Genomic DNA, 20,670 nt, shown 5'->3' on the forward strand with positions numbered 1-20,670 from the left:
TCTTCGGTGACCGGTCGTCACGATGCCGTGACGCGGGGAGGAGTCCGCGGCGATGAAGCCGAGCCGACCGCCCGGGGCCGGGGTCCTGTCCGACGTGCAGCCGCCGGCCGGCGCACTTGTCCACACCAGTGACGTCGACGAGGCGAGCGCCGCCATCTCGGCCGCCTACGCCCCGCACAAGCTGCAGATCGCCGGCCGGCCGAGCAGGTTCGACATGCGCCTGTGGACCAACGGGATGCCCGGCCTCGACTTCGGCTACATCCAGCTCGGGACGGACGTGCGTCTCTACGCGCCGCCGCCCGGCTACCACATCGTCGTGTTCGCGGGCGTGGGACACGTCCGGATCGGGTCGGGGAAGGACTCGGTCATGGCGTCACGGGGTCGCGGCGTGCTCGTGTCCCCGCGCGAACCGGTGTTCTTCGAGGACTGGAGCCCGGACTGCCGGCTCGTCACCGCCCGCTTCGAGCCCTCCGCCCTGGAGGACGTGCTGGCCTCGCTCCTCGGCAGGGCGCCGGTCGAGCCCCTCCGCTTCGACCTCACGATGGACCTCGCGGCCCCTCGCAGCGGGTCGTTCCTCCGTACGCTGCAGCTGCTCCGTTCCGAGCTGGACAGACAGGACGGGATGACGAGCGACCCCGTCATGGCCGGCGGACTCGCGAGCCTCGCGATGACCGGACTGCTGCGGGCACAGGCGCACAACTACTCCGACCAGCTGGAGGGCACCCGTCGGGTCGAGGCACCGGCGAGCATCCGCAACGCCGTCGAGCTCATCGAGGCCAGGGCTGCCGAGATCGTCTCGGTGGTCGAGGTCGCGACAGCGGCAGGACTGAGCGTCCGGGCGCTGGAGGAGGGTTTCCGCAGGCATGTCGGGAAACCGCCCATGACCTACCTCCGCGAGTTCCGGCTCGCCCGGATCCACTCCGAGCTGCAGGCCTCGGATCCGGACCGGACCACTGCTGCCGCTGTCGCGAGACGCTGGGGTCTCAACCACTACGGCCGGTTCTCCGCGGCGTATCGGACCCGGTACGGAGTCGCGCCCGCGACGACGTTGCGACGGTCGCCGCGTGTGACCTCGCAGCGCTGACCGGGGTCAGCCCACTACCGGGAGCACGACGCGGGAGCGGCCGTCGACGGGGAGCGTTCTCGCGGAGGGGCGCAGGGTGGAGCCGGTGGCGGCGGGCTCGCCGGAGCCGAGGTTGCGGGCCAGGCGCGGGTGCGCGCCGCCGGAGACCTGCAGCCGCACCCGGTGCCCGGGCCCGAACCGGTGCGCGGTCCCGGCGAGCTCCACCCGCACGACCCGCTCGCGGTCGGCGTCGGTGAGCCGGACGAAACCGTCGGCGACGTTGACGGACCGGCCGCGGTCGTCGACGTCACAGATTCTGACGAAGAGGTCGGCGTGCGGGTTGTCGCTGCGGTGCGCGAGCTCGACGACGATCGTCCCGGCGACCTCGAGCGTCCCGGTGAGCGCCTCGCCGGTGAAGGTCACGACGTCCGCGCGGGCCTCCAGCGGCGCGTTGTCGACGACGCCCGCGGTCTTGCCGTCGAGCAGCGGGCCACCGAACGCGGGGGTCGGCTCGGCGGGGTCGTAGGTGAAGGTGACGGGCGCGGCGGGCCGGGTGGACGCCGTCGCCGCGAGCCCACGGCCGGGTTCGACGTACAGGGTCCGCGGCGTCGTGGGCGGGGGCCAGTCGGCGGAGCCGCGCCAGCCCGCGTCGGCACCGGTCACGTAGACGCGCACGGGCGTGGGTCGCGTCGCGGGCCGGCCGGCGAGCCGCGAGCCGAGGAAGTCGAGCGCCTCCTTGACGACGCGGCCCCCGCCGCGCGCGGCGGCGTCGGTGTGGGTCCAGGGCCCGACGGTCAGCGACACGTCGAGGCCACGGCCGTGCAGGTGCGCCCACTGGTCGAGGGTCTGGCGGATGAAGATGTCCTGCCAGCCGCCGACGAGCAGCACCGGCGTCTGCACGCGGTCGAGCGCGGCGGAGAGCTGCATCGGCTCCCAGAACGGGTCGGTGGCCTCGGGTCGCGACGCCCAGTCCTTGTACCAGGGGGCCTGGCCCGCGAGGAGGGTCTCGCCGGCGTCGACGAGGGGGATGCCGTCCATCGCGGCCCGCTGGCGGCGCTGCGTCGAGCGCTCCCGCAGGAGCCGCCCGAACAGGGAGCCTTCCTCCTGGTGGGCGACCATGTCGCTCCAGCCGAGGAAGTCGGCGAGGGAGAAGGAACCGATGCCATGGGCGGAGCGGTTGAAGTCGTGCGGCCCGACGACGATCACCGACGCCTTCAGCTCCGGCGGCGGGTCCATGAGCAGCGCCCACTGGGTGAAGCCCAGGTAGGACAGCCCGAGGGTGGCGAAGGTGCCGTCGAACCACGGCTGTTCACGCATCCACGCGACGGTGTCCTGGCCGTCCTCGATCTCGCGGCGCATCGGCTCGAACGCCCCGCCCGAGCCGAACGTCCCGCGCACGCTCTGCAGCAGCACCTGCCAGCCGCGGGCGGCGTAGACGCGGGCGAACGCGAGGCTGTTGAGCGTGGTGCGGCCGTAGGGGCCGCGGACGAGGATCGTGCCGAGCGGAATGACGTCGGCGGGGGTGTAGAGATCGCCGAGCAGGTCGACCCCGTCGCGCATGGGCGCTCGCAGGCCGAGGGTGACGGTGTACGCGCCGCCGGGTGGGAGCTTCCAGACCCGGTCGATCACCCGGTCGGCCAGGCGCGCTCCCCGTCCCGGCTGCGTCCCTGCCGGTGCTGCACCGACCGTGCTGCTCATGCGCGTCTCCCCTCCGTCGGGTTCCCGGCCCCGACGCTAGCCGAACCGACGGATCAGAGTGCGGCCTCGACCTTCTTCGCGACGCCCTCGCGCACCGACCTCATCGGGCGCGAGCGCGATGTCGTCGCCCTCGTGGTGCGGGGCATGACCGACCCGGGAGGTCGCGGCGGAGCTCTGACAAGGCGGTCGAACACCACCTGGGCAACGTGTACGGGAAGCTCGGCATCCGGTCGCACCGCGCGCTGCGGACGGCGCCGGCGACGACGGGATGACGCACCGTCACCCCTCGTTCGGCATCGGCCTGCAGCCGTGGCCGCGCTCGGCCCCCGGGCCGGCGCGGTCTTGCCCGCGACCGCGTCGGCCGCCTAGATTTCACCGCCGACCGACTGGTCGGTCGCGTCACTGGGGACGGGAGTCGCATGAGGCTGTACCGGCTCGCGGACGGGATCGCCCGCGCCGACGGCGACGATGGGCTCGCCGTCCTCGACCTCCCGCACCCCGACGTCGGCGCCCTGGTGAGCGACGGTGTCGATCCCGCGACAGCCCCTGTGCGCGAACGCATCCCCCTCGCCGCAGCCGCGCTGCGCTCCCCTGTCACGCACCCCGGACAGCTCGTCCTGCACGGGCTGGTCTACGCCGACCACGTCGTCGAGGCGGGTCAGCCCCGGCCGGCGGCACCGACGTTCCTGCCCGCCCCCGGCGGCGACCTCGACGACCCCGGCGCCCCGATCCGGCTGCCCGCCGACCCGGACGCCCGCGTCGACTACGAGGGCGAGATCGCCGTCGTGATCGGCCGCACTGCCGCCGACCTCGACCCGGCGGCGGCGTGGGACGCGATCGCCGGTCTCACGATCGTCGACGACGTCTCCGAACGCACCGAACAGATGCGCGCCATGGCCGCCCAGCCCTGGGACGTCGTCGCGCTGGCCCACGCCAAGCGGCATCCGACGTTCAAGCCCACCGGCCCGTGCCTGGTCACCGCCGACGAGTTCGACCGCGACCCCGACCTGCGGATCCGCACCCTCCTCAACGGAGTCGCCGTCCAGGACGACCGGACCTCGAACATGATCTTCACGATCTCCGAGATCGTCGCCGCCGTGTCCCGGCGGATCCCACTCGGCCCCGGCGACCTGATCTGCACCGGTACCCCGGCCGGTGTCGCGCTGGCGACGGGCCGCTACCTGCAGGCGGGCGACGTCGTGACCGTCGAGGTCGAGCGGCTGGGGACGCTCACCAACCCTGTCGTGGCGCCCCGATGACCGACGATCTCGCCGCCCTCGCCGACACGATCTTCCCCGCGACCGACGGGCTCGGGTCCGCGAGCGACCTCGGTGCGGTCGACTACGTCCGAGCCACCCTCGACGGCCCGCTCGGGCGCGGCGAGCACTGTTACGCCGCGGGGCCACACCGGTCGCCCGACCACGGCGGCCACGGCTGGCAGTGGGCGGACACACCCGCGCAGGGCCTCGCGCACCTGCTCACGATGCTCGCCGACGCCGCCGGCGGACCGCTGTGCACCCTCGACGACACTGCCCGCACCGCCCTGCTCACCGACCTCGACGAGGGACGCATCGGCGATCCGCTCGCCCGCGCCGCGTTCGCGCTGCTCTGCACCTGGGTGCTGGAGGGCGCCCTCTCCGATCCGCGCCACGGCGGCAACGCGGGTGGCGCGGCCTGGCGCTGGATCGGCTACGCGGGTGGCGTGCGATGACCCGCGAGCACCCCGGGACCGACGTCGTGGTCGTCGGGTGCGGGTGGGTCGGCGGCATCGTGGCGGCGGAGCTCACCAAGGCGGGTGCCGACGTCGTCGTCCTGGAGCGCGGGCCCTGGCGTGACCGCGAGGCCGTCGCAGGCAGCCATGACGAGATGCTCCCGCGCCGGCTCGTCCACACCCAGGACACCGCCGTCGACACCTGGACGTTGCGCCACGACGGGTCCGAGCCCGCGCTGCCGATCCGCCGTGCCGGAGCGTGGACACCAGGGACGGGCGTCGGCGGCTCCAGCATGCTCTACGGCGGTGTGCTGCAACGGTTGCAGCCGCACGACTTCGTCGCCCGCAGCGCACTGACCGGGCGCTACGGCGCCGACGCGATCCCCGCCGACTCCACGCTCGCCGACTGGGGCATCACCTACGACGACCTCGCCCCCGACTACGACCGTTTCGAGCTCATGGCCGGGGTGTCGGGACGCGCCGGCGCCAACCCCTTCGAGGGCCCGCGCTCCGGCGAGTACCCGATGCCGCCGCTGCCCCCGACACCCGGGCCGACCCTGTTCGCCGAGGCCGCACGCCGTCTCGGGATGCACCCGTTCCCCGTCCCCAACGGCACGCTCCCCCTGCCCTACACCAACCCCGACGGCGTCTCCCGTCCCGCGTGCACCCGCTGCGGCTACTGCATCGGCACCCCCTGCGAGATCGGCGCGAAGGCCGACGCACTCGCCACCGTGCTGCCCGTCGCGTTCCGGTCGGGCCGCATGGACCTGCGCTGCGACTCCACCGTGTTCCGGGTGACCCACCGCGACGGCCGCGCCGACGGCGTCCTCTACCGCGACGCCGACGGCGAGGTGCACCACCAGCGCGGCCGGGTCGTCGTGCTCGCCGGGTACACGTTCACCAACGTCCGGCTCCTGCTGCTGTCGAGGCTCGGCACGCCCTACGACCCGGCGACCGGCACCGGCACCGTCGGGGCCAACTACTCCTACAACCTGCTGACGACGGGCGCCGCCTTCTTCGCCGACCGCCGCATCGCGAGCCACATCGGCGCGGGCGGGGCGGCCGAGTACGTCGCGGACCTCAACGCCGACAACGTCGACCACACCGGACTGGGGTTCGTCGGCGGCGGCCTGCTGTGGTCGGCGGCGCACGTCACCGGGCCGATCGGCGGCGCGATCCTGCCGCCCGGCACCCCGCGCTGGGGCACGGGGTTCACCCGGGCGCTGCGGCAGTGGCACGACCGCGTCGTCCTCGGGGTGGGTCACGGCGAGGTGCTCCCCTACCGCGACCACACGATCGACCTCGACCCGGTCTACCGCGACGCCTGGGGAGACCCTTTGGCGCGCATCACCTTCGACTGGAAACCCAACGAGCGGGCCCTGCACCGCTTCCTCGGCTCCCGGCTGTCGGAGGTCCTCCACGAGATGGCCCCCACCCTCGTCTCCGAACCGTCGGACCTCGAACCGCACTTCGACACCACCCGCTACCAGAGCACTCACAACACCGGCGGCGCGATCATGGGTGACGACCCGGCCAGGTCCACTGTGGACACCCGGATGCGCATGTGGGAGAACGAGAACGTGTGGGTCGTCGGCGGCTCGGCGTTCCCGCAGAGCGCCGGCACCGGACCCACCGCGACGATCTGCGCGCTGGCCTACCGCGCCTCCGACGCGATCCGTGAGCACCTCGGAGCGGCCTAGACCGGACCTCCGGTCTGCGCCGCTCGTCCTCGGCGTCGCGACCACTTTCCTCCACCCGACGGGGAGGTCGGGATGAGTGCCGACGGGTCAGCGGCGATGACGGCCACCACGCTCGCCGACCTCGCCACGGTGACCGCCGACCTGCAGGGCACACCGCCGCCGCCCGGCGGGGGTCGCGCGCCTGGATCGCCCACCATCACCGCGACGCTCCGCGGCGAGATCGTGAAGGTCTCGACCGTCGACGGCTGACCCGCGTCACACCGGGCCGAGGCGCGCCGCGACGACGTCGACACCCGGGCCCTCCAGCCCTGCCAACCCGGCGCGACGACCCGACGCGACCAGCAGCAGGTCGACGTCCGACCCGCGTACCTCCGCGCCCTCACCGTGGGTCCAGCCGGAGTCCGACGACACGAGCCGCACCCCCGCCAGCCGCTTCGGCCCGCCCATCAGCTTGTTGTCCGCGACGTGGGCGAGGCTCGCCGTCACCACCTCCGGCGGTGAGGCGTACGCGAGGCCGAGCGGCCGCGAGATGTCCTGCCCGTGGATGACGAGGTCCATCAGCGGGTCCATCGGTCCGCTGCCCGGGAACCGGCGCGACGACTCCGCGCTCTCCCGCAGCTGCGCGACCAGCTGCTCGGTGGTGAACGCCGACGCCCGCCGGGCAGCGAGGTCGACCTCCATCCGGTCGAACGACCCGCGGGCCCGCACCGCGGCGCGCAGCACCAGCGGCACGGTCAGCCGGGTGGTCGTCGTGAGGTGGGCGACGACGTCGCGCACCGTCCACTCCGTACACAACGACCGGGTCGCGAGCTGGCCGCCACCGAGGGTGGCGACGTGGTCGGCGAGGCGACGGCGCTCCGCGGCCACCGCCGCGTCGACGACGTCACGGGACAGCAGGGGCGAGGATGCGGGGCTCATGTCCGGTACGACCGTTCCGATCCCGGAAAGTCATCAGCCCCGCTCCCCGACGACTTCACCCATACGGCACGGGCGATGATCGGTACCGTATGTGTCCTGAGTCTCACCCGTCCGGTCGACCCTCCAGCAGAGGAGCCGCGCCCATGGACCATTTCCTCCACCAGCTCACGACCGGCGAAGCCCTGATGGTGTTCGGGGTGATCCCGCTGGCGCTGTGCGTCGTCATCATCGCGGGCACCGTTCTCGGCCTGCACCACTCGCACGCGTTCCGGACGACCGCCGACGGCGACCTCGCCGAACCACTCCTCGGGTGCCCGACGGAGCCGCACGCCGACACGGAGCGCTTCGACCACTGAGAGGGCGAAACCGGGCATATCCTCAGCCTGTCACGAAAGGCTGATATGTCTGCTTCGCACGGGTCTGCGACGACCGTCCTGCTGGTGGTCACGATCGTCGCGGCGGTCGTGGACCTGGTCGTCCTCGCGGTGTTCCATGTCGCGCGCCCGGACGTCGACCCCGTCACCCGTCCCACCAGCGAGTACACCCTCGGGACGTTCGGGGTGGTGGCGAGCGGCGCGACGGCGTTCGTCGGCCTCGGCGCGCTGGCGCTGGCCTGGGCCGTCCGTGAGCAGGCCGGGCCGGCGGCGCTCGTGCTCGCGGTCTTCGGCGCAGTGAAGGTGCCGCAGGCGTTCTTCCCGATCGACCCGCTCGGCGCGCTGTCGACGACGGGGCTGGTGCACGACGTCCTGGGCACGATCGCGTTCTTCGCGCTGCCGCTGGCGGCAGTCCTCGGGATCCGCGCGTTCGTGCCGGGACGGCGGTGGGCCGTGGGCGGGGCGGTGGCGCTCGTCGGCGCCGTCGTGGCCGTGCTCGCGGCCGACCTGCACGGGGCGTTCGGAGTCGCCGAGCGCGTCTACCTCGTCGGCTGCTCGCTGTGGATGCTCGCCGCCGCCGCGGTGAGCCTCGCGAACCCGCCCGGCCGCGCCGCGCGCATGTCGTGACCGGCGCCGATGAGTTCGGCAGGGCCGCGCGGTCCACCCCTGCATGGGCACCCTGAGCTACACGATGACCATGTCGCTCGACGGCTACATCGAGGACCCGACCGGCAGCTTCATGTTCGCCGAGCCGGACGACGAGCTGCACCGCTTCGCGAACCGGCAGACCCGTGAGACGGCGGCGATGCTGCTCGGCCGCGGCCTCTACGAGGTCATGGAGGAGTTCTGGACGGCGCCGGAGCGCGCCGACGGCGGCGAGGTGGAGGCGGAGTTCGCCCGCGAGTACGCCGCGACACCCCGGATCGTGTTCTCCGACTCGCTGGAGTCGGTCCCGCCCGGCTGCCGGCTGGTGCGCCGCGCGGACGCGTTCGACGAGGTCGTCCGGCTCAAGAAGGAGATCGAGGGCGACCTGTCCGTCGGCGGGGCCGCGCTGGCCGCGTCGCTGGTCGACCTGATCGACGAGTTCCGGCCCAACGTGGTCCCGGCCGTCACAGGCGGCGGCAAGCCCTACTTCCCACTCGGCGCCGACCTGCGGCTGCGGCTGGTCGAGCAGCGCACCTTCGGCAGCGGAGCCGTCTGTCTGCGGTACGCGCGGGCAAGCTGACCGGGCGGCGCGGCAGGACCGTTCGCGGCCGGTCTCCCCCGGCCGATCCCCCCGACGCGGCTGACCCTCACCCGGCAGGCCTGGCAGCATGCCTGTCAAAATCGACGAGAAAGGGGCGCCCGACATGAGTGCCTACAACGCAGTACTGGCGCGGAATCCGAGGCAGGCGCCGACGCCGATCGGTCCGTACTCCCAGTCCGTGGCCTTCTCCCACTACAACAACATCTCGGCCCAGCTGCCGATCGACCCGGCGACCGGCAAGATCGTGTCGGGCGGCGTGACGGAGCAGGCCAAGCAGGTCCTCGCGAACATCCGGGCCGTCGTCGAGGGGATCGACCACGTCATGGACGACGTGGTCCGGCTGTCGGTGTTCGTCACCGACATCGCCGACGCCGATGTCGTCGACTCGGTGATCGCGGCCTCCTTCTTCGGCTACGTCCCCACCCGCACGACGGTCGCCGTCGCCGCGCTCCCGCTCGGTGCCGCGGTGCAGATCGACGCGCTCCTCACCCACGGCGAGGGCACGATCCCGAACGCCCCGCAGGCCGGTGACCTCGTCAAGACGGTCAACAACACCGACGACGCGCCGCAGAGCCCGGACTCCTCGCAGATCGTCGCCTTCTCGCACTACAGCAACATCACCGCGCAGCTCCCGATCGACCCGGCGACGGGCAGGCTGGTGGCCGGCGGCGTCGCCGAGCAGACCGCGCAGGCCCTGGCCAACGTCTGGGCCATACTGCTGGGCATCGACGTTCCCCTGGACGACATCGTCCGGGTCACGATCTTCGTCACCGATCTCAGGGACATCGACGCGGTGGACGCGGTCTACTCCACCTTCTTCCCGGACACGGCCATCGCCCGCGCCGTGGGTTACCTCCCGGCCCGGACCGTGGTGGAGGCCTCGGCCCTGCCCCTGGGTGCCCGCGTGCAGATCGAGGCGGTCGTCTCGCACGGCGACGGCACGCCGCCGCAGGCCGTGGAGGACCGGCACGGGATCGTCATCCGGGCCAACAACACCGACAAGGCGCCCCGCAGCCCGCTGTCGACGCAGACCGTCGCCTTCTCGCACTACAACCACATCTCCGCCCAGCAGGGCGTCAACGCGGCGACCGGCACGCTCGTCTCCGGTGGCGTCACTGCCCAGGCGCGTCAGAGCCTCGCGAACATCAAGGCCATCGTGGAGAGCATCGGCCACTCGCTGGACGACGTCGTGAAGGTCAACCTCTTCCTCACCGACATCGCCGACATCGCCGCCGTGGACGAGGTCTACTCCACGTTCTTCCCGGGTGGCGTGCCCGCCCGCAGGACCGTCGGTGTCTCCGCCCTGCCGGGCGGTGCCCTGATCCAGGTCGACGCCGTCGTCGCGAATGCCGAGGGAACCCCTCCGGCGAGGTAACCACGCCCCGAGCCCGTCCCCCGTGGCTGCTGCGATCTCGCCGGCCACGGGGGCGCGTCGGCTCGGGCCCCGGTCGCCTCGGCCGGCGCCGGGGTCAGACCGGCGAGGAAGACCACGCCGCCGCCCTGCACCCCGCGCAGCACCTGCCAGGTGCGCCTGCCCCTCGAGCTCGGTGCGCGACTCCGGGGAGCCGGGGTGGACGATGATCACGTCGGCGTCGATCGTCTCGAGCAGCTCGCCGCTGACCTCGCGGGCGTGTACGTGCTCGCGGGGTTCGCCGGCTCCCGCTTCAGCGCAGGCCCAGGTCTGCCAGGAAGCGGACGACCGGCGTCGTGGACAGGTCGACGGTGTCGGCCATGCCGGTGTCGAAGGTGGACCAGGTGAAGGCCTTCCCGGCGAACGACGGGTTCGCCGCGGCGGCCGCCTCGATCTTCGCGTCGGTGTCCGCCACGGGCCCTGATCCGTGGTCAAGAGCGCGTGACACAGCGATGCGCGTCCGGGCAGCCCTCGCCCGGACGCGCATCATCACCGTCTCCCCCGCCGTGCCCCTCCCGGTGACCGGCACCCCCCACGGATGCCCGACCACCGGTCCTTCCCAGGACCCGAACAGTGTGGCTCAGTTGTAGGCGTAGTCGTCCTTGCCGCCGTAACCGCTGTCCCACTTGTCGTTGCAGTCCTCGTACTTGCCGTACTTGTCGTCGCAGTCGTCGTACTTCGAGTACGTGTCGTCGCAGTCGTCGTACTTCGAGTACTTGTCGTCGCAGTCGCTCCACTTGTCCTTGCCGCCGCCGTGGCCGCCGCCCCACTTGTCGTTGTCCCACTTGTCGTTCTTGCCGCCGTAGCCGCCGTCCCACTTGTCGTTGTCGTAATCGTCGCGGGACTTGGAGGGGCAGGTGCTCTTGAACATGTCGGGGGCTCCTTCTCGGTTTGTGTCGTTCCTTCGCTGAGAAGAACTTTGCCCGTTTGCTGCCACGATGTGGATCGAGCAGACCCCCGGACCGCCCGGGCCGACCCCCCGACCACGGGTGGGGTGAACCCCACCCCGAGGTTCCGCGGGCTGCACAGGCTGACGTGGCGCAGTACGACCTCGTCGACCTCCGGCTGTTCCTGCACGTCGTGGCGGCCGGCTCGATCACTGCCGGGCCGGGCGGACGAACCTGAGCCTGCCGCCAGTGCGCGCATCCGAGCGCTGGAGCGGCACGCCGGGGTCGGGCTGCTGGTCAGGGGCAGGCGCGGGATCCGGCCCACTCCCGCGGGCACGGCACTGGCCCGGCACGCGCGGGAGGTGCTCGACCGGGCGGCACGCCTCGACGGGGCGATCGCCTCCTACGCCCGCCCGCTCGGGGCACCGCTGTCGCTGCTGGCGGGCAGCTCGGAGATGCACGACCTCGTCCCGCGGTCGGTGACGTCGTTCCTGCTGGCCCACCCGGACGTCGACGTCGACGTCGCCGAGCACCCGATGGTCGGCCTGCAGGCCGGGGCACCACTGCAGGTCGCACTGGCGGCCGAGGTCGGGCCGTCGGCACCGGACGCGCGGCACCGGACGCGGGCGATGGACCTGGGCACGGTCGTCACGCTCGCAGCGGCCGGGGCCGGGCTCGCGATCGTCCCGCGCCGGGCACAGCGCGGCACGACGTCGCCTCGATCAAGGACGGCGCGCGGAGCGCGTTGCTACGGAAACACTGCGCGTACGAATCCTGAAATGACGAACGGCCTGGTCTCAGGGCTCGTGATGAGCCTGACCAGGCCGTTCGGCTGTGGGCGATACTGGGATCGAACCAGTGACCTCTTCGGTGTGAACGAAGCGCTCTCCCCCTGAGCTAATCGCCCGCTGCCGTCGGCAACCCTACATCACCCGAAGATCGGGCTCTTCAGCCAGGTCCAGTGATCCAGCCCGACCCAGCCCGCAACGAGATACAGCGCGTTGAGCAGCCACAACGTCGCCAGGACGATGGCGCCCGTGGCCAGCAGGACCAGGATCTTGACGGCCCAGTGCTGGCGGCCGAGCCAGTCGGTCCAGGCGTCGTACTTCCCGCGGGCGTACTTCAGGACGCGCTTGGCCCACGCGAACTCCGACGCCAGGATCGCCAGGCCCGCGAAGACGATGAGCCAGCCGGGCCCGGGGTACGGGATCGCGATGATCCCGGCGACGAGCACCGCGGTGCCGACGACGCCGACGCCGATGCGCCAGGCACGTCGCCACGTCGGCCGCTCCTCGATCCGAGCCCGGAACGCCGCGATGCCCGTGGGCTCCTCGCGTTCGCCGGTCTGCTCGTCGGTCTTCTCGCTCAGATCTCCACCTGCCCGGTCGCTACCACCTTGGTCGGCGAGGCGGGAGCGACACGGCCGCGCTCGAGCGAGATCGCGTACGCACCGTAGCTCGGCGCCTCGGGGCCCGATCCTATGGTGTGCGGTCCGGTTTGCGCTGATCCGACGTCGAACGTCCCGAGCGGGACGGGTGCGCCGTCGCCCATCCCCCACAACACGTAGGTGTCGTCTGCGGTGGAGTTGGCGGCGAGTCCGACACTGGCGACGACGCGCGCGTCGCCGTCGACCATGACGGCGGCGACGGGCGCCTCACCTGGCGCGGCCGCGAGCCAGGCGTGGCTGACGCCGGGCCGGTCGAACTGCGCGACCATGTCGACGATCGTCTGCGTCTGCGCGATCTGGGCGTCTCGCTGGTTCTGCAGCTGGACGGTGCGCGCGACGAGACCGCCGATCCCGGCGGCGACGATCAGCGCGAGTGCGGCAGCCACGAGGGTGCGGGCTCGTCGCCGGGGGGCGCGGTGACTCCCGGAGGCCGGCGGCCGCGAGGGACCACCCGGACGCGACGGTGCCGGACCCGCGGGGCTGCCGGCGCGCGCACCGGGGCCGCCGACCGGAACGGCGTCACGCAGGGCCTCGCGCGGGACGGCTCCGCCCGGACCGGCTCCGCTCGGACCGACACTGCCCGGGCCGACGTCGCGCCCGTCCGCCGGAGCGGGGCCGATCTGCGGGGTGCGGGCCGCCGCGTCGAGGATCGAGTCGCGCAGCCGGGCCGGCGGTTCGACCTGCTCGACCGAGGTCCCGAGCGCGGCGAGGACGCCCTCGGTGTCGCGCACGGCGGCCTGGCAGTCGGCGCAGCCGGGCAGGTGCGCGACGACCTCGAGCTCCTCGACCGGCTCGAGGGTGCGCAGGACGAGACCCACGGACTGTTCGACGCGCGGGCAACGGGGGCGGGTGGGGCCGTTCACCGGACACCTCCCGACAGGTCGCCGGGGAGGTCGCCGGACAGCGAGCCCAGTAGGCCGCGCAGCTTCTGTATCCCGGTGAACATCCGCGACTTGACGGTGCCGAGCGGCACGCCGACGAGAGCGGCCACCTCGCGCTGGGTGTAGCCACCGAAGTAGGCAAGGGCGAGTGCCTGGCGCTGGTCGGCGGGCAGGGTGCCGAGCGCGTCGCGGACCTGTCCGGCGACGACGGCGCCGAGCGCGGCCTGGTCGGCTCCCGGTCCGGCGGGGGCCGAGCGGTCGTCGCCCTCCTCCGCGGCGGGCACGGTGCGGCGGCGGACGGCGCTCTCACGACGGACGGCGTCGACGGACTTGTGGTGGACGAGCGTCATCAGCCAGGAGCCGAACGCGCCACGGGCGGGGTCGAACCGGGCGGGGTCGCGCCACACGGCGAGGAACACCTCCTGCACGACGTCCTCGGCGATCCCCTCGTCGACACAGATCCGTCGCGCGAGGGAGAACGCGGGCCGGCCGTACCGGTCGTACAGAGCGGCGAGAGCGGTGGCGTCGCCGCCGGCCATGCGGCGGACGAGCGCGTCGTCGGCTGGGTCGTCGGCCCGGCCGGGCGCGGAGCGTGGCATGCGGGTCGCGCTGTCCGGTGACCGGCCGCGCGGACCCGACGCGCCGCGTTCTCCGGTCGGGTCGGCCACCAGGGTGTTCCTCACGTCAGTAGTTCGCACCATCCCCGGTGCGCGGTTCACCTTATGTTGCCCGGCCGTGCTGCCGCGCGCCGATCATGCAGGTCGGAGCGTTGTCGAGGGCTCGCGGACACCCTGCAGAGTGGAAATCGCCGATCTTTCGGGCGGACTCGCCGTAGTCGACCCGTCACATCTTCGCCACACGCTCGTTTTTGTGCATGACGGACCACGCGGGACCCCAGGAAGAGGAGCACGATGCGCGACGTAACCAACATCATCTGCAAGCAGACGGTGTTCGAGCTGATCGCTCCCGACTCGACGGTCTCCGTGAACGTCGAGCTGACCTACTCGTTCCGAGACCCGTTCGCGGTCGAAGCGTCGTTCCGGACCGGAACCGCGCAGCCGGTCGTCTGGGTCTTCGCGCGCGAGCTCCTCGCCGACGGCCTGTCGGAGGCCGCGGGCGACGGCGACGTGACGGTCGCCCCGATCGAGCGGGACCAGGTCGAGCTGGTCCTCACCTCGCCGTCGGGGCACGCCCGTTTCCACGCCGACGCCGCGGTGCTGTCGGACTTCCTCGAGCACACCTATGCCGCTGTGCCGCAGGGCTCGGAGTACTCGTGGCTCGACTTCGACGCCGCCCTCACCGACCTCCTCGAGAAGACCATGGACTGAACCTGCTGATCAGGGGTCACGCGTGGGCCAGGAGGGGGGTGCTTGCACCGGCCCTCCAGGCTTGCGCTAATGTTTCCCCATCGCACCGACACGGTGCACATGCGGACGTAGCGCAGCTGGTAGCGCATCACCTTGCCAAGGTGAGGGTCGCGGGTTCGAATCCCGTCGTCCGCTCGGAGGAATCTCGAGTCTACTTCTGGACCTCCAGGTCTCGAACCACCGGAGTGATCCGGGGGGATCGGGCGGAGTGGCCGAGTGGCTTAGGCAAGGGCCTGCAAAGCCCTGTACGCGGGTTCGATTCCCGCCTCCGCCTCGGGCGATTAGCTCAGTGGGAGAGCGCTTCCTTGACACGGAAGAGGTCACAAGTTCAATCCTTGTATCGCCCACCACCCGAGGAAATCCCCCGTCCATGATGGACGGGGGATTTTTTCATGTCGGGCCGACGACTGTCAGGCCGCGGCGCCGAACCATGCCGGCATCCTCTCGGTGAGGTCCCGCTGGTCCTCGCCGACCCACGCCACGTGGCCGTCCGGGCGCAGGAGCACCGCGGCGCCGTCAGGCACGTCCCCCATGCCGACCAGGGGATCGACGACATGGTCGACCCGGTCCTCCCAGCCCGCGACCGACAGCCTGCCGGTGCGGTCCAGCAACATCCCCCGGCCGGAGCGCATGCGTTCGTAGAGCCGGCCCTCCTCCAGCGCGACGTCGCGCAGCCGTCGCCCCAGCAGCCGGTGACCGTCGCCGAGGTCGTAGCGGACGTTGATCGCGGTGATCTTCTCGACGAGGTACCGGTTGACCTCCTCGAAGTCCATGACCTCCGCGAGCAGCCTGCGCACGGCGCGGGGGCCGGGTTCGTCGGTCATCAGCACGAGCTGGGCGCGGGTGTTGTCGAGGACGGCGGCGGCGACGGGGTGCCGCTCGGTCTCGTAGGTGTCGAGCAGGCCGCCGGGAGCCCAGCCGGCGACAGTGGCCGCGAGCTTCCACCCGAGGTTGAACGCGTCCTGGATGCCCAGGTTGAGGCCCTGTCCACCCATCGGCGGGTGCACGTGGGCGGCGTCGCCCGCGAGCAGGACGCGGCCGACGCGATAGTGCTGGGCCTGCCGGGTGGCGTCCCCGAACCGGGACAGCCAGCGCGGCGAGTGCACGCCGAAGTCGGTGCCCGCGTACGCCGTGAGCCGGCTGCGGAAGTCGTCGATGGTCGGGGTCGCCGTGCGGTCCTCGGTCACCCCGGCTGCGGGGACGACGACGCGGTAGAGCCCGTCGGCACCCGGTCCGGTGACGGGGCCGAGGCCGAACCGCAGCTCGCGGCGGCGGACCTCGGTGACGACGGCGACGACCGTCTCCGGGTCGGCGGTGACCCGCATCTCCCCCAGCAACGTGTCGACGCGGCTCGGTTCCCCGGGGAACGCGATCCCGGCGAGACCGCGCACGGTGCTGCGCCCGCCGTCGCAGCCGACGAGCCAGCTCCCGCGGACCGAGGTGTCGTCGCCCAGCTCGACGGTGACGCCGTCGTCGTCCTGCGCCAGCCCGGTGACCGCGCAGCCGCGACGCACCTCGGCACCGGCGGCGACCGCGTGCTCGGTGAGCAGCCGGTCGGTCAGCGGCTGCGGGATGCCCAGTACGTAGCCGTGGGCGGTGTCGAGCCCCTCGGGCGCGGGTTTCGGGATGGCGGCGAAGAAGCCCCCGAGGAGGTGGGGGCGGCCGTTCTCGAGGAACCTCTCCAGCAGCCCGCGCTGGTCCATCACCTCGATGCTGCGAACGTGGAGCCCGAGGGACCGCACGTTCGGTGGCGGCGCCTCCTCCTTCTCCACGACGAGCACGGTGACCCCGTGCAGCCGCAGCTCGCCGGCCAGCATCATGGCGGTGGGCCCGCCACCGGCGATGACGACGTCGTACATGAACCACCCGTCTCCTCGGGCCGGCCGCGCCCGTTCTCGCAGGTCGTGGCGTTCGGCCGGGCGATTCTGCGGCAGCGGTGGGGGCTTGCGGCAAGTCCCCCGGCGAGCTGTACCTTGAGGTGGGGCCAGGGAGTTCAGCGCGGTGCGGGCACCTCGGACAGCCGCGCGGAGTAGATCGAGTAGCCGTCGACCCAGCGGGCCACCGCTGTCGCGATCAACGTGACCGCGGCCGCGGGCGCCATGATCTCGAAGCCGCTGTGGGTGAGTTCCAGGACGAGCGCCAGCGCGGCGAGCGGCGCCTGCATCCCGGCGCCGAGCATCGCGGCGGCCCCCATCATCGCGAAGGCACCGACGGGCGCGCCCGGCCACACCAGCGCCCACACCGATCCGAGGAACCCGCCCAGGACCGCCCCGGTCGACAGCGTCGGGGTGAGCAGCCCACCGGCGGCGCCGCTACCGAGACACAACGTCGTGACCAGGGGTTTGAGGACCATCAGGATCGCGAACAGGACAAGGTCGCCGGAGCCGAGGAACGCGTCGCGGGCGATGCCCTGGCCGTTGCCGTAGAGCTGGGGCCAGAGCAGGCCCAGCGCGGCGAGGACGGCGAACGCCCCGAGCGGGGCCACGAGCTCCCACCGGCCCCGCGGACGGTGGTGCGACACCCACGCGACGAGCCGCACGAACCCGACGGCCGCCAGCCCGATGACCGGCCCGGCGAGCAGCGCCCACGCGACCTCGGAGAGGTGGAACGGGTAGTCGGGGATGCCCGGGTAGACCGGGCCGGTCGGGAGGTAGACCCAGCCGACGCAGGTCGCGATCGCCGACGACGCGAGCGCCGGGAGGATTACCGGCAGCCGGACCGTCCCGCAGAGGACCTCGGCGGTGAAGAGGGCACCGGCGAGCGGCACGTTGTAGACGGCGGCGACGCCCGCGCCCGCCCCGCAGGCGACGAGCAGCCGGCGCTGGGCCGCGCTCAGCCCGAGCGGGTGGGCGAGGACGCTGCCGCAGACCCCGCCCATGAGCTTGGGGGCGGCCTCCCGGCCCAGCGACGCGCCGAGCCCGACGACGATCTCCGACAGCACCGACGTCCCGGCGCTGCGTGGAACCGACAGCCTGCCATCGCCGCGCCAGATGGCGTCGTCCACCTCTGCGGGTCCGGAGGTCCTGCGGCGCAGCACGTACCAGCCGACGCCGGCGATCACGCCGGCGGCGAGCAGCGGCAGGACGCGGCGCAGCGGGTCGGCCGCGGCGACGGCGGCCTCGACGTCACCGGTCGGGGTGCCCGCGGCGGCGCCGAAGGCCAGGCCCTGCACCGAGTAGAGGACGAGCATCAGCGCTACGCCTGCGAGGCCCGCCCCGATCCCGGTGAGCGCCACCGCCACCCAGAACCGGCCGGTGAGCGGCACGTCGCCGTCGCCGGTGACGTTGGGCTGCTCCATCGCGCCACGACCGGAGGCGATCCTGCTGCGCAGCAACGGTTTCGGCTCGCGTCGCCGCTCGGAGGGCCCTTTCGGCACGGTCCCTCCCCACGTCGGTCCGGCCGGTCGGTGTCAATGTCCGGTCATCCTTGCCGATGCGTCGTCCGCGCGGCGAGCGGCCCCGGCGCGACCGACGTCACCTGAATACCCCCTGGTGGTATCCAGAAACCCGGCGTATACCTACCGGGGGTATCAGGAGGAGGCACGAGATGACCGACCACACCACCCACACCGTCACCTGGGGCACCGCGGCACAGGCGACGCTGCACTGCCTCACCGGCTGCGCGATCGGCGAGGTCCTCGGCATGGTGATCGGCACTGCGCTCGGGCTGCACACCGTCGCGACGATCGCGCTCTCGATCGCGCTCGCGTTCGTGTTCGGCTACGCGCTGACGATGCGCGGCGTGCTGCGCGCGGGCGTCGGACTGCGCCGCGCACTGCGGATCGCGCTCGCTGCCGACACCGTCTCGATCGCTGTGATGGAGGTCGTCGACAACACGGTGATGGCGACGGTGCCCGGCGCGATGGATGCCGGACTCACGTCGGCGTTGTTCTGGACCGCGCTGGCGTCGTCACTCGTGGTCGCGTTCCTGCTGACCACGCCGGTGAACCGCTGGATGATCAGTCGTGGGCTCGGGCACGCCGTCGTGCACGCCCAGCACGCGCACTGACCCTTCGATTTCGTGTGAGGGAAGGCTGGCTTCACCGAATGCTGCCCTGGGCCCGATCGGGGGCGCGCAGGTCCTCGACGACCTGGAGCGACTGATCAGCTCCTGACCCGCACGTGCCTGTGTCACCGGCGCGATCGGATCGCGCCGGTGACACGTTCGGCAGTCGGTGTCGCCGGCGGGTGCTGGTCCGCGCCGCCGGTCGGTACCTCCGGTCGGTGCCGCCGATGGGGGTCAGGCCGTGAGGTCGCACACCGTCCGGCCGTCGACGGTCGTCGCGGTGAAGGTGGCCTGGACCGATGCCGAGATCTGTGACGACGTGCTCTCCGACACACCACCCCGGCCGCCCCGTCCCCCGCGCTGCCCACCGTCGACCCGGTACCGGATGTGCCCGGCCGCGACCTCGGCCTGGAACTCCGCCAACGTGATCGCCGGGTCGGAGCCGCCCCAGCGGCCCGTCGACACCACGGCGGTGCCGCAGGCCAACTCGAGCGACGCGGCGATCTGCGACGTCGACACCGCGGCGGACCAGGTGCTGTCGGTCGACGACAGCAGGGCGGTGCCCACGGTTCTCCGTCGGGTCGAGCGTCGTCGACACCCGGCGTCGGAGGCGGCGCTGTCGCGTCCCTGTGCGGCGGTTGTGCGACTCCTGCGCGACCCGGCCGCCCGCTGCCCCGGGCCGAGACGGCGGCCGGAATGAAAATGGTTGTCATATATGTTGAGAGGAACAGCAACCACGGAAGGAGCCCACGATGCGCAACGGAATCCACCCCGCGTACGGGCCCGTCGTCTACCAGGACCGCGCGACCGGCGACGCGTTCCTCACCCGCTCGACCGAGACCTCCGGCGAGACGGTCGAGTGGTCCGACGGGAACACCTACCCGGTCGTGAAGGTCGACATCACGTCGTACTCGCATCCGTTCTGGACGGGCACGGCACGCGTGCTCGACGAGGCCGGTGCGGTCGAGAAGTTCCGCCGCCGCTACGGCGACCGGCGCCGCTGACCCACCGACGCCCCCCGCCGGACGGCCTCGCCACTCACAGGGGTTTGTCGTACTTCGCCAGCGGGTCGGGCTCGGGTGCCGGCAACGGCAGGATCTGGCGGGGCAGCGGCTCGGTGACCATCCCGCGCTCGGCCCGGGCCTTCTGCTCGCGCGGGTAGCCCAGCGAGGCCTCGACGAACCGCACCCCGTCCTCCCATGTCACCCGCGGGACGTGCAGGTGACCGTAGACGACCGAGCGGGCCCGGTAGCGGACGTGCCAGTCCGCGGTCCGGGTCGAGCCGCACCACAGCGAGAACTCCGGGTAGCGCAGGATGCGCGTCGGGTAGCGGGTGAGCGGCCAGTGGTTGACCAGCACCGTCGCCATCGCGGGGTCGATCTCGTCGAGACGCCGCTGCGACTCGGCGATCCGCGCGTCGCACCAGGCCTGTCGCGTCGGGTACGGGTCCGGGTACAGCAGGAACTCGTCGGTGCACACCACACCCGCCGCGTGCGCCGCCGCGAGCCCCTCCTCCGACGTCGAGGTGCCGGGCGGCAGGAACGAGTAGTCGTAGAGCACGAACAGCGGAGCGACGACGACCGGGCCGTCGACGCCCGTCCACACCGGGTAGGGGTCCTCCGGGGTGAGCACGCCGACCTCCTGGCAGCGCTCGACGAGGCGGCGGTAGCGCGGTTCCCCGCGCAGCGCGCCCTCCTCCTTCGGTCGCGTCCACAGCTCGTGGTTCCCCGGCACCCACAGGACCTCGGCGAACCGCTCCCGCAGCGACGCCAGCGTCGCCACCGTGTCCTCGACCTGCTCGGCGACGTCGCCCGCGACGATCAGCCAGTCGCCGGGGTGCGAGGGCCGCAGGTCCGCGGCAGCGTCACGGTTCTCCGCGTGGCGGACGTGCAGGTCGCTGACGGCGAGCAGACGGGGCCCGCCGGTGGGGTCGGGCTCGGTGGGGTCGGGCTCGGCGGGGTC

23 protein-coding genes and 4 tRNA genes are annotated in these 20,670 nt (G+C 72.6%); 15 read left to right on the forward strand and 12 right to left on the reverse strand.

Annotated features, from left to right (window positions below):
• Positions 1–52: 52 nt before the first annotated feature.
• Positions 53–1,084: an AraC family transcriptional regulator gene (locus tag TOK_RS24855; RefSeq protein ID WP_098960399.1), complete on the forward strand. Its 1,032-nt coding sequence runs from the start codon at positions 53–55 to the stop codon at positions 1,082–1,084.
• Between the two features lie 6 nt (positions 1,085–1,090).
• Here the strand turns inward: TOK_RS24855 and TOK_RS24860 are convergent, their stop codons facing one another.
• Positions 1,091–2,761: a CocE/NonD family hydrolase gene (locus tag TOK_RS24860; RefSeq protein WP_098960400.1), complete on the reverse strand. Its 1,671-nt coding sequence runs from the start codon at positions 2,759–2,761 to the stop codon at positions 1,091–1,093.
• Positions 2,762–3,180: 419 nt separating this feature from the next.
• Between TOK_RS24860 and TOK_RS24865 the strand changes: the two genes are divergently transcribed.
• From TOK_RS24865 to TOK_RS32900, 4 genes are all read left to right on the forward strand, one after another.
• Complete coding sequence (locus TOK_RS24865; RefSeq protein WP_098960401.1) at positions 3,181–4,020, forward strand: fumarylacetoacetate hydrolase family protein; 840 nt, start codon at positions 3,181–3,183, stop codon at positions 4,018–4,020.
• Positions 4,017–4,472, forward strand: a complete 456-nt coding sequence (locus TOK_RS24870; protein ID WP_098960402.1) for a gluconate 2-dehydrogenase subunit 3 family protein — start codon at positions 4,017–4,019, stop codon at positions 4,470–4,472. Before TOK_RS24865 ends, TOK_RS24870 begins: the two co-directional genes overlap by 4 nt.
• Positions 4,469–6,172, forward strand: coding sequence for a GMC family oxidoreductase (locus tag TOK_RS24875; protein WP_098960403.1), 1,704 nt, complete (start codon positions 4,469–4,471; stop codon positions 6,170–6,172). Before TOK_RS24870 ends, TOK_RS24875 begins: the two co-directional genes overlap by 4 nt.
• A gap of 72 nt (positions 6,173–6,244) precedes the next feature.
• Positions 6,245–6,421 carry a hypothetical protein gene (locus TOK_RS32900; RefSeq protein ID WP_172457769.1) on the forward strand — a complete coding sequence of 59 codons (177 nt, stop codon included), beginning with the start codon at positions 6,245–6,247 and terminating at the stop codon, positions 6,419–6,421.
• A 6-nt stretch (positions 6,422–6,427) separates the two neighbouring features.
• Here the strand turns inward: TOK_RS32900 and TOK_RS24880 are convergent, their stop codons facing one another.
• Entirely contained in the window at positions 6,428–7,090 is a 663-nt protein-coding gene (locus TOK_RS24880; protein ID WP_098960404.1) for a maleylpyruvate isomerase family mycothiol-dependent enzyme, read from the reverse strand.
• Between the two features lie 143 nt (positions 7,091–7,233).
• On the opposite strand from TOK_RS24880, the gene TOK_RS24885 reads away from it, so the two are divergent.
• The 4 genes from TOK_RS24885 (at position 7,234) to TOK_RS24900 (ending at position 10,085) form a co-directional block, all read left to right on the forward strand.
• Positions 7,234–7,446: a hypothetical protein gene (locus tag TOK_RS24885; RefSeq protein WP_098960405.1), complete on the forward strand. Its 213-nt coding sequence runs from the start codon at positions 7,234–7,236 to the stop codon at positions 7,444–7,446.
• 84 nt (positions 7,447–7,530) lie between these two features.
• Positions 7,531–8,091: a DUF998 domain-containing protein gene (locus TOK_RS24890; RefSeq protein ID WP_172457770.1), complete on the forward strand. Its 561-nt coding sequence runs from the start codon at positions 7,531–7,533 to the stop codon at positions 8,089–8,091.
• A gap of 43 nt (positions 8,092–8,134) precedes the next feature.
• Positions 8,135–8,689: a dihydrofolate reductase family protein gene (locus tag TOK_RS24895; protein WP_098960407.1), complete on the forward strand. Its 555-nt coding sequence runs from the start codon at positions 8,135–8,137 to the stop codon at positions 8,687–8,689.
• A 124-nt stretch (positions 8,690–8,813) separates the two neighbouring features.
• Positions 8,814–10,085, forward strand: coding sequence for a RidA family protein (locus TOK_RS24900; RefSeq protein WP_098960408.1), 1,272 nt, complete (start codon positions 8,814–8,816; stop codon positions 10,083–10,085).
• Between the two features lie 289 nt (positions 10,086–10,374).
• Here TOK_RS24900 and TOK_RS32905 read toward each other — a convergent pair whose 3' ends face one another.
• The 6 genes from TOK_RS32905 to TOK_RS24930 all read right to left on the reverse strand — a co-directional run bounded on the left by TOK_RS32905 (position 10,375) and on the right by TOK_RS24930 (position 14,004).
• The gene (locus tag TOK_RS32905; protein WP_172457771.1) at positions 10,375–10,536 is read right to left on the reverse strand and encodes a hypothetical protein; all 162 of its coding nucleotides are present in this window, start codon (positions 10,534–10,536) and stop codon (positions 10,375–10,377) included.
• A 165-nt stretch (positions 10,537–10,701) separates the two neighbouring features.
• Positions 10,702–10,992: a hypothetical protein gene (locus tag TOK_RS24905; protein ID WP_098960409.1), complete on the reverse strand. Its 291-nt coding sequence runs from the start codon at positions 10,990–10,992 to the stop codon at positions 10,702–10,704.
• An 851-nt stretch (positions 10,993–11,843) separates the two neighbouring features.
• Positions 11,844–11,915, reverse strand: a tRNA-Val gene (locus TOK_RS24915).
• A gap of 21 nt (positions 11,916–11,936) precedes the next feature.
• Positions 11,937–12,485 (reverse strand): TIGR02611 family protein, encoded by a 549-nt coding sequence (locus TOK_RS34815; RefSeq protein WP_256388014.1) that lies wholly within the window; start codon positions 12,483–12,485, stop codon positions 11,937–11,939.
• The gene (locus tag TOK_RS24925; protein ID WP_098960410.1) at positions 12,374–13,318 is read right to left on the reverse strand and encodes an anti-sigma factor domain-containing protein; all 945 of its coding nucleotides are present in this window, start codon (positions 13,316–13,318) and stop codon (positions 12,374–12,376) included. The genes TOK_RS34815 and TOK_RS24925 overlap by 112 nt, the downstream gene beginning before the upstream one ends.
• A complete protein-coding gene (locus TOK_RS24930; RefSeq protein ID WP_306305167.1) occupies positions 13,315–14,004 on the reverse strand; it encodes a sigma-70 family RNA polymerase sigma factor in 690 nt (229 codons plus the stop codon). Before TOK_RS24930 ends, TOK_RS24925 begins: the two co-directional genes overlap by 4 nt.
• A gap of 243 nt (positions 14,005–14,247) precedes the next feature.
• Here TOK_RS24930 and TOK_RS24935 point away from each other — a divergent pair, with 243 nt between their 5' ends.
• The 4 genes from TOK_RS24935 (at position 14,248) to TOK_RS24950 (ending at position 15,053) form a co-directional block, all read left to right on the forward strand.
• On the forward strand, positions 14,248–14,664 hold the full coding sequence (locus tag TOK_RS24935) for an SsgA family sporulation/cell division regulator (RefSeq protein ID WP_098960411.1): 417 nt from the start codon (positions 14,248–14,250) through the stop codon (positions 14,662–14,664).
• Between the two features lie 101 nt (positions 14,665–14,765).
• A tRNA-Gly gene (locus TOK_RS24940) sits at positions 14,766–14,838 on the forward strand.
• A 67-nt stretch (positions 14,839–14,905) separates the two neighbouring features.
• Positions 14,906–14,977: transfer RNA gene (locus TOK_RS24945), tRNA-Cys, on the forward strand.
• 1 nt (position 14,978) lies between these two features.
• Positions 14,979–15,053: transfer RNA gene (locus TOK_RS24950), tRNA-Val, on the forward strand.
• A gap of 60 nt (positions 15,054–15,113) precedes the next feature.
• Here the strand turns inward: TOK_RS24950 and rox are convergent.
• Positions 15,114–16,562: a rifampin monooxygenase gene (gene rox, locus TOK_RS24955; RefSeq protein ID WP_098960412.1), complete on the reverse strand. Its 1,449-nt coding sequence runs from the start codon at positions 16,560–16,562 to the stop codon at positions 15,114–15,116.
• A gap of 134 nt (positions 16,563–16,696) precedes the next feature.
• Positions 16,697–18,079, reverse strand: a complete 1,383-nt coding sequence (locus TOK_RS24960) for a chloride channel protein (protein WP_098960413.1) — start codon at positions 18,077–18,079, stop codon at positions 16,697–16,699.
• Between the two features lie 170 nt (positions 18,080–18,249).
• Here TOK_RS24960 and TOK_RS24965 point away from each other — a divergent pair, with 170 nt between their 5' ends.
• On the forward strand, positions 18,250–18,711 hold the full coding sequence (locus TOK_RS24965) for a DUF4396 domain-containing protein (protein ID WP_098960414.1): 462 nt from the start codon (positions 18,250–18,252) through the stop codon (positions 18,709–18,711).
• A 231-nt stretch (positions 18,712–18,942) separates the two neighbouring features.
• Here the strand turns inward: TOK_RS24965 and TOK_RS24970 are convergent, their stop codons facing one another.
• The gene (locus TOK_RS24970; protein WP_098960415.1) at positions 18,943–19,275 is read right to left on the reverse strand and encodes a hypothetical protein; all 333 of its coding nucleotides are present in this window, start codon (positions 19,273–19,275) and stop codon (positions 18,943–18,945) included.
• 185 nt (positions 19,276–19,460) lie between these two features.
• Here TOK_RS24970 and TOK_RS24975 point away from each other — a divergent pair, with 185 nt between their 5' ends.
• A complete protein-coding gene (locus TOK_RS24975) occupies positions 19,461–19,712 on the forward strand; it encodes a type B 50S ribosomal protein L31 (RefSeq protein ID WP_098960416.1) in 252 nt (83 codons plus the stop codon).
• Between the two features lie 34 nt (positions 19,713–19,746).
• On the opposite strand, the gene TOK_RS24980 is transcribed toward TOK_RS24975, so the two are convergent.
• Complete coding sequence (locus TOK_RS24980) at positions 19,747–20,619, reverse strand: metallophosphoesterase (protein ID WP_253258662.1); 873 nt, start codon at positions 20,617–20,619, stop codon at positions 19,747–19,749.
• Positions 20,620–20,670 lie beyond the last annotated feature (51 nt).

It is taken from the genome of Pseudonocardia sp. N23 (assembly GCF_002583555.1).
Classification (GTDB): Bacteria; Actinomycetota; Actinomycetes; order Mycobacteriales; family Pseudonocardiaceae; genus Pseudonocardia.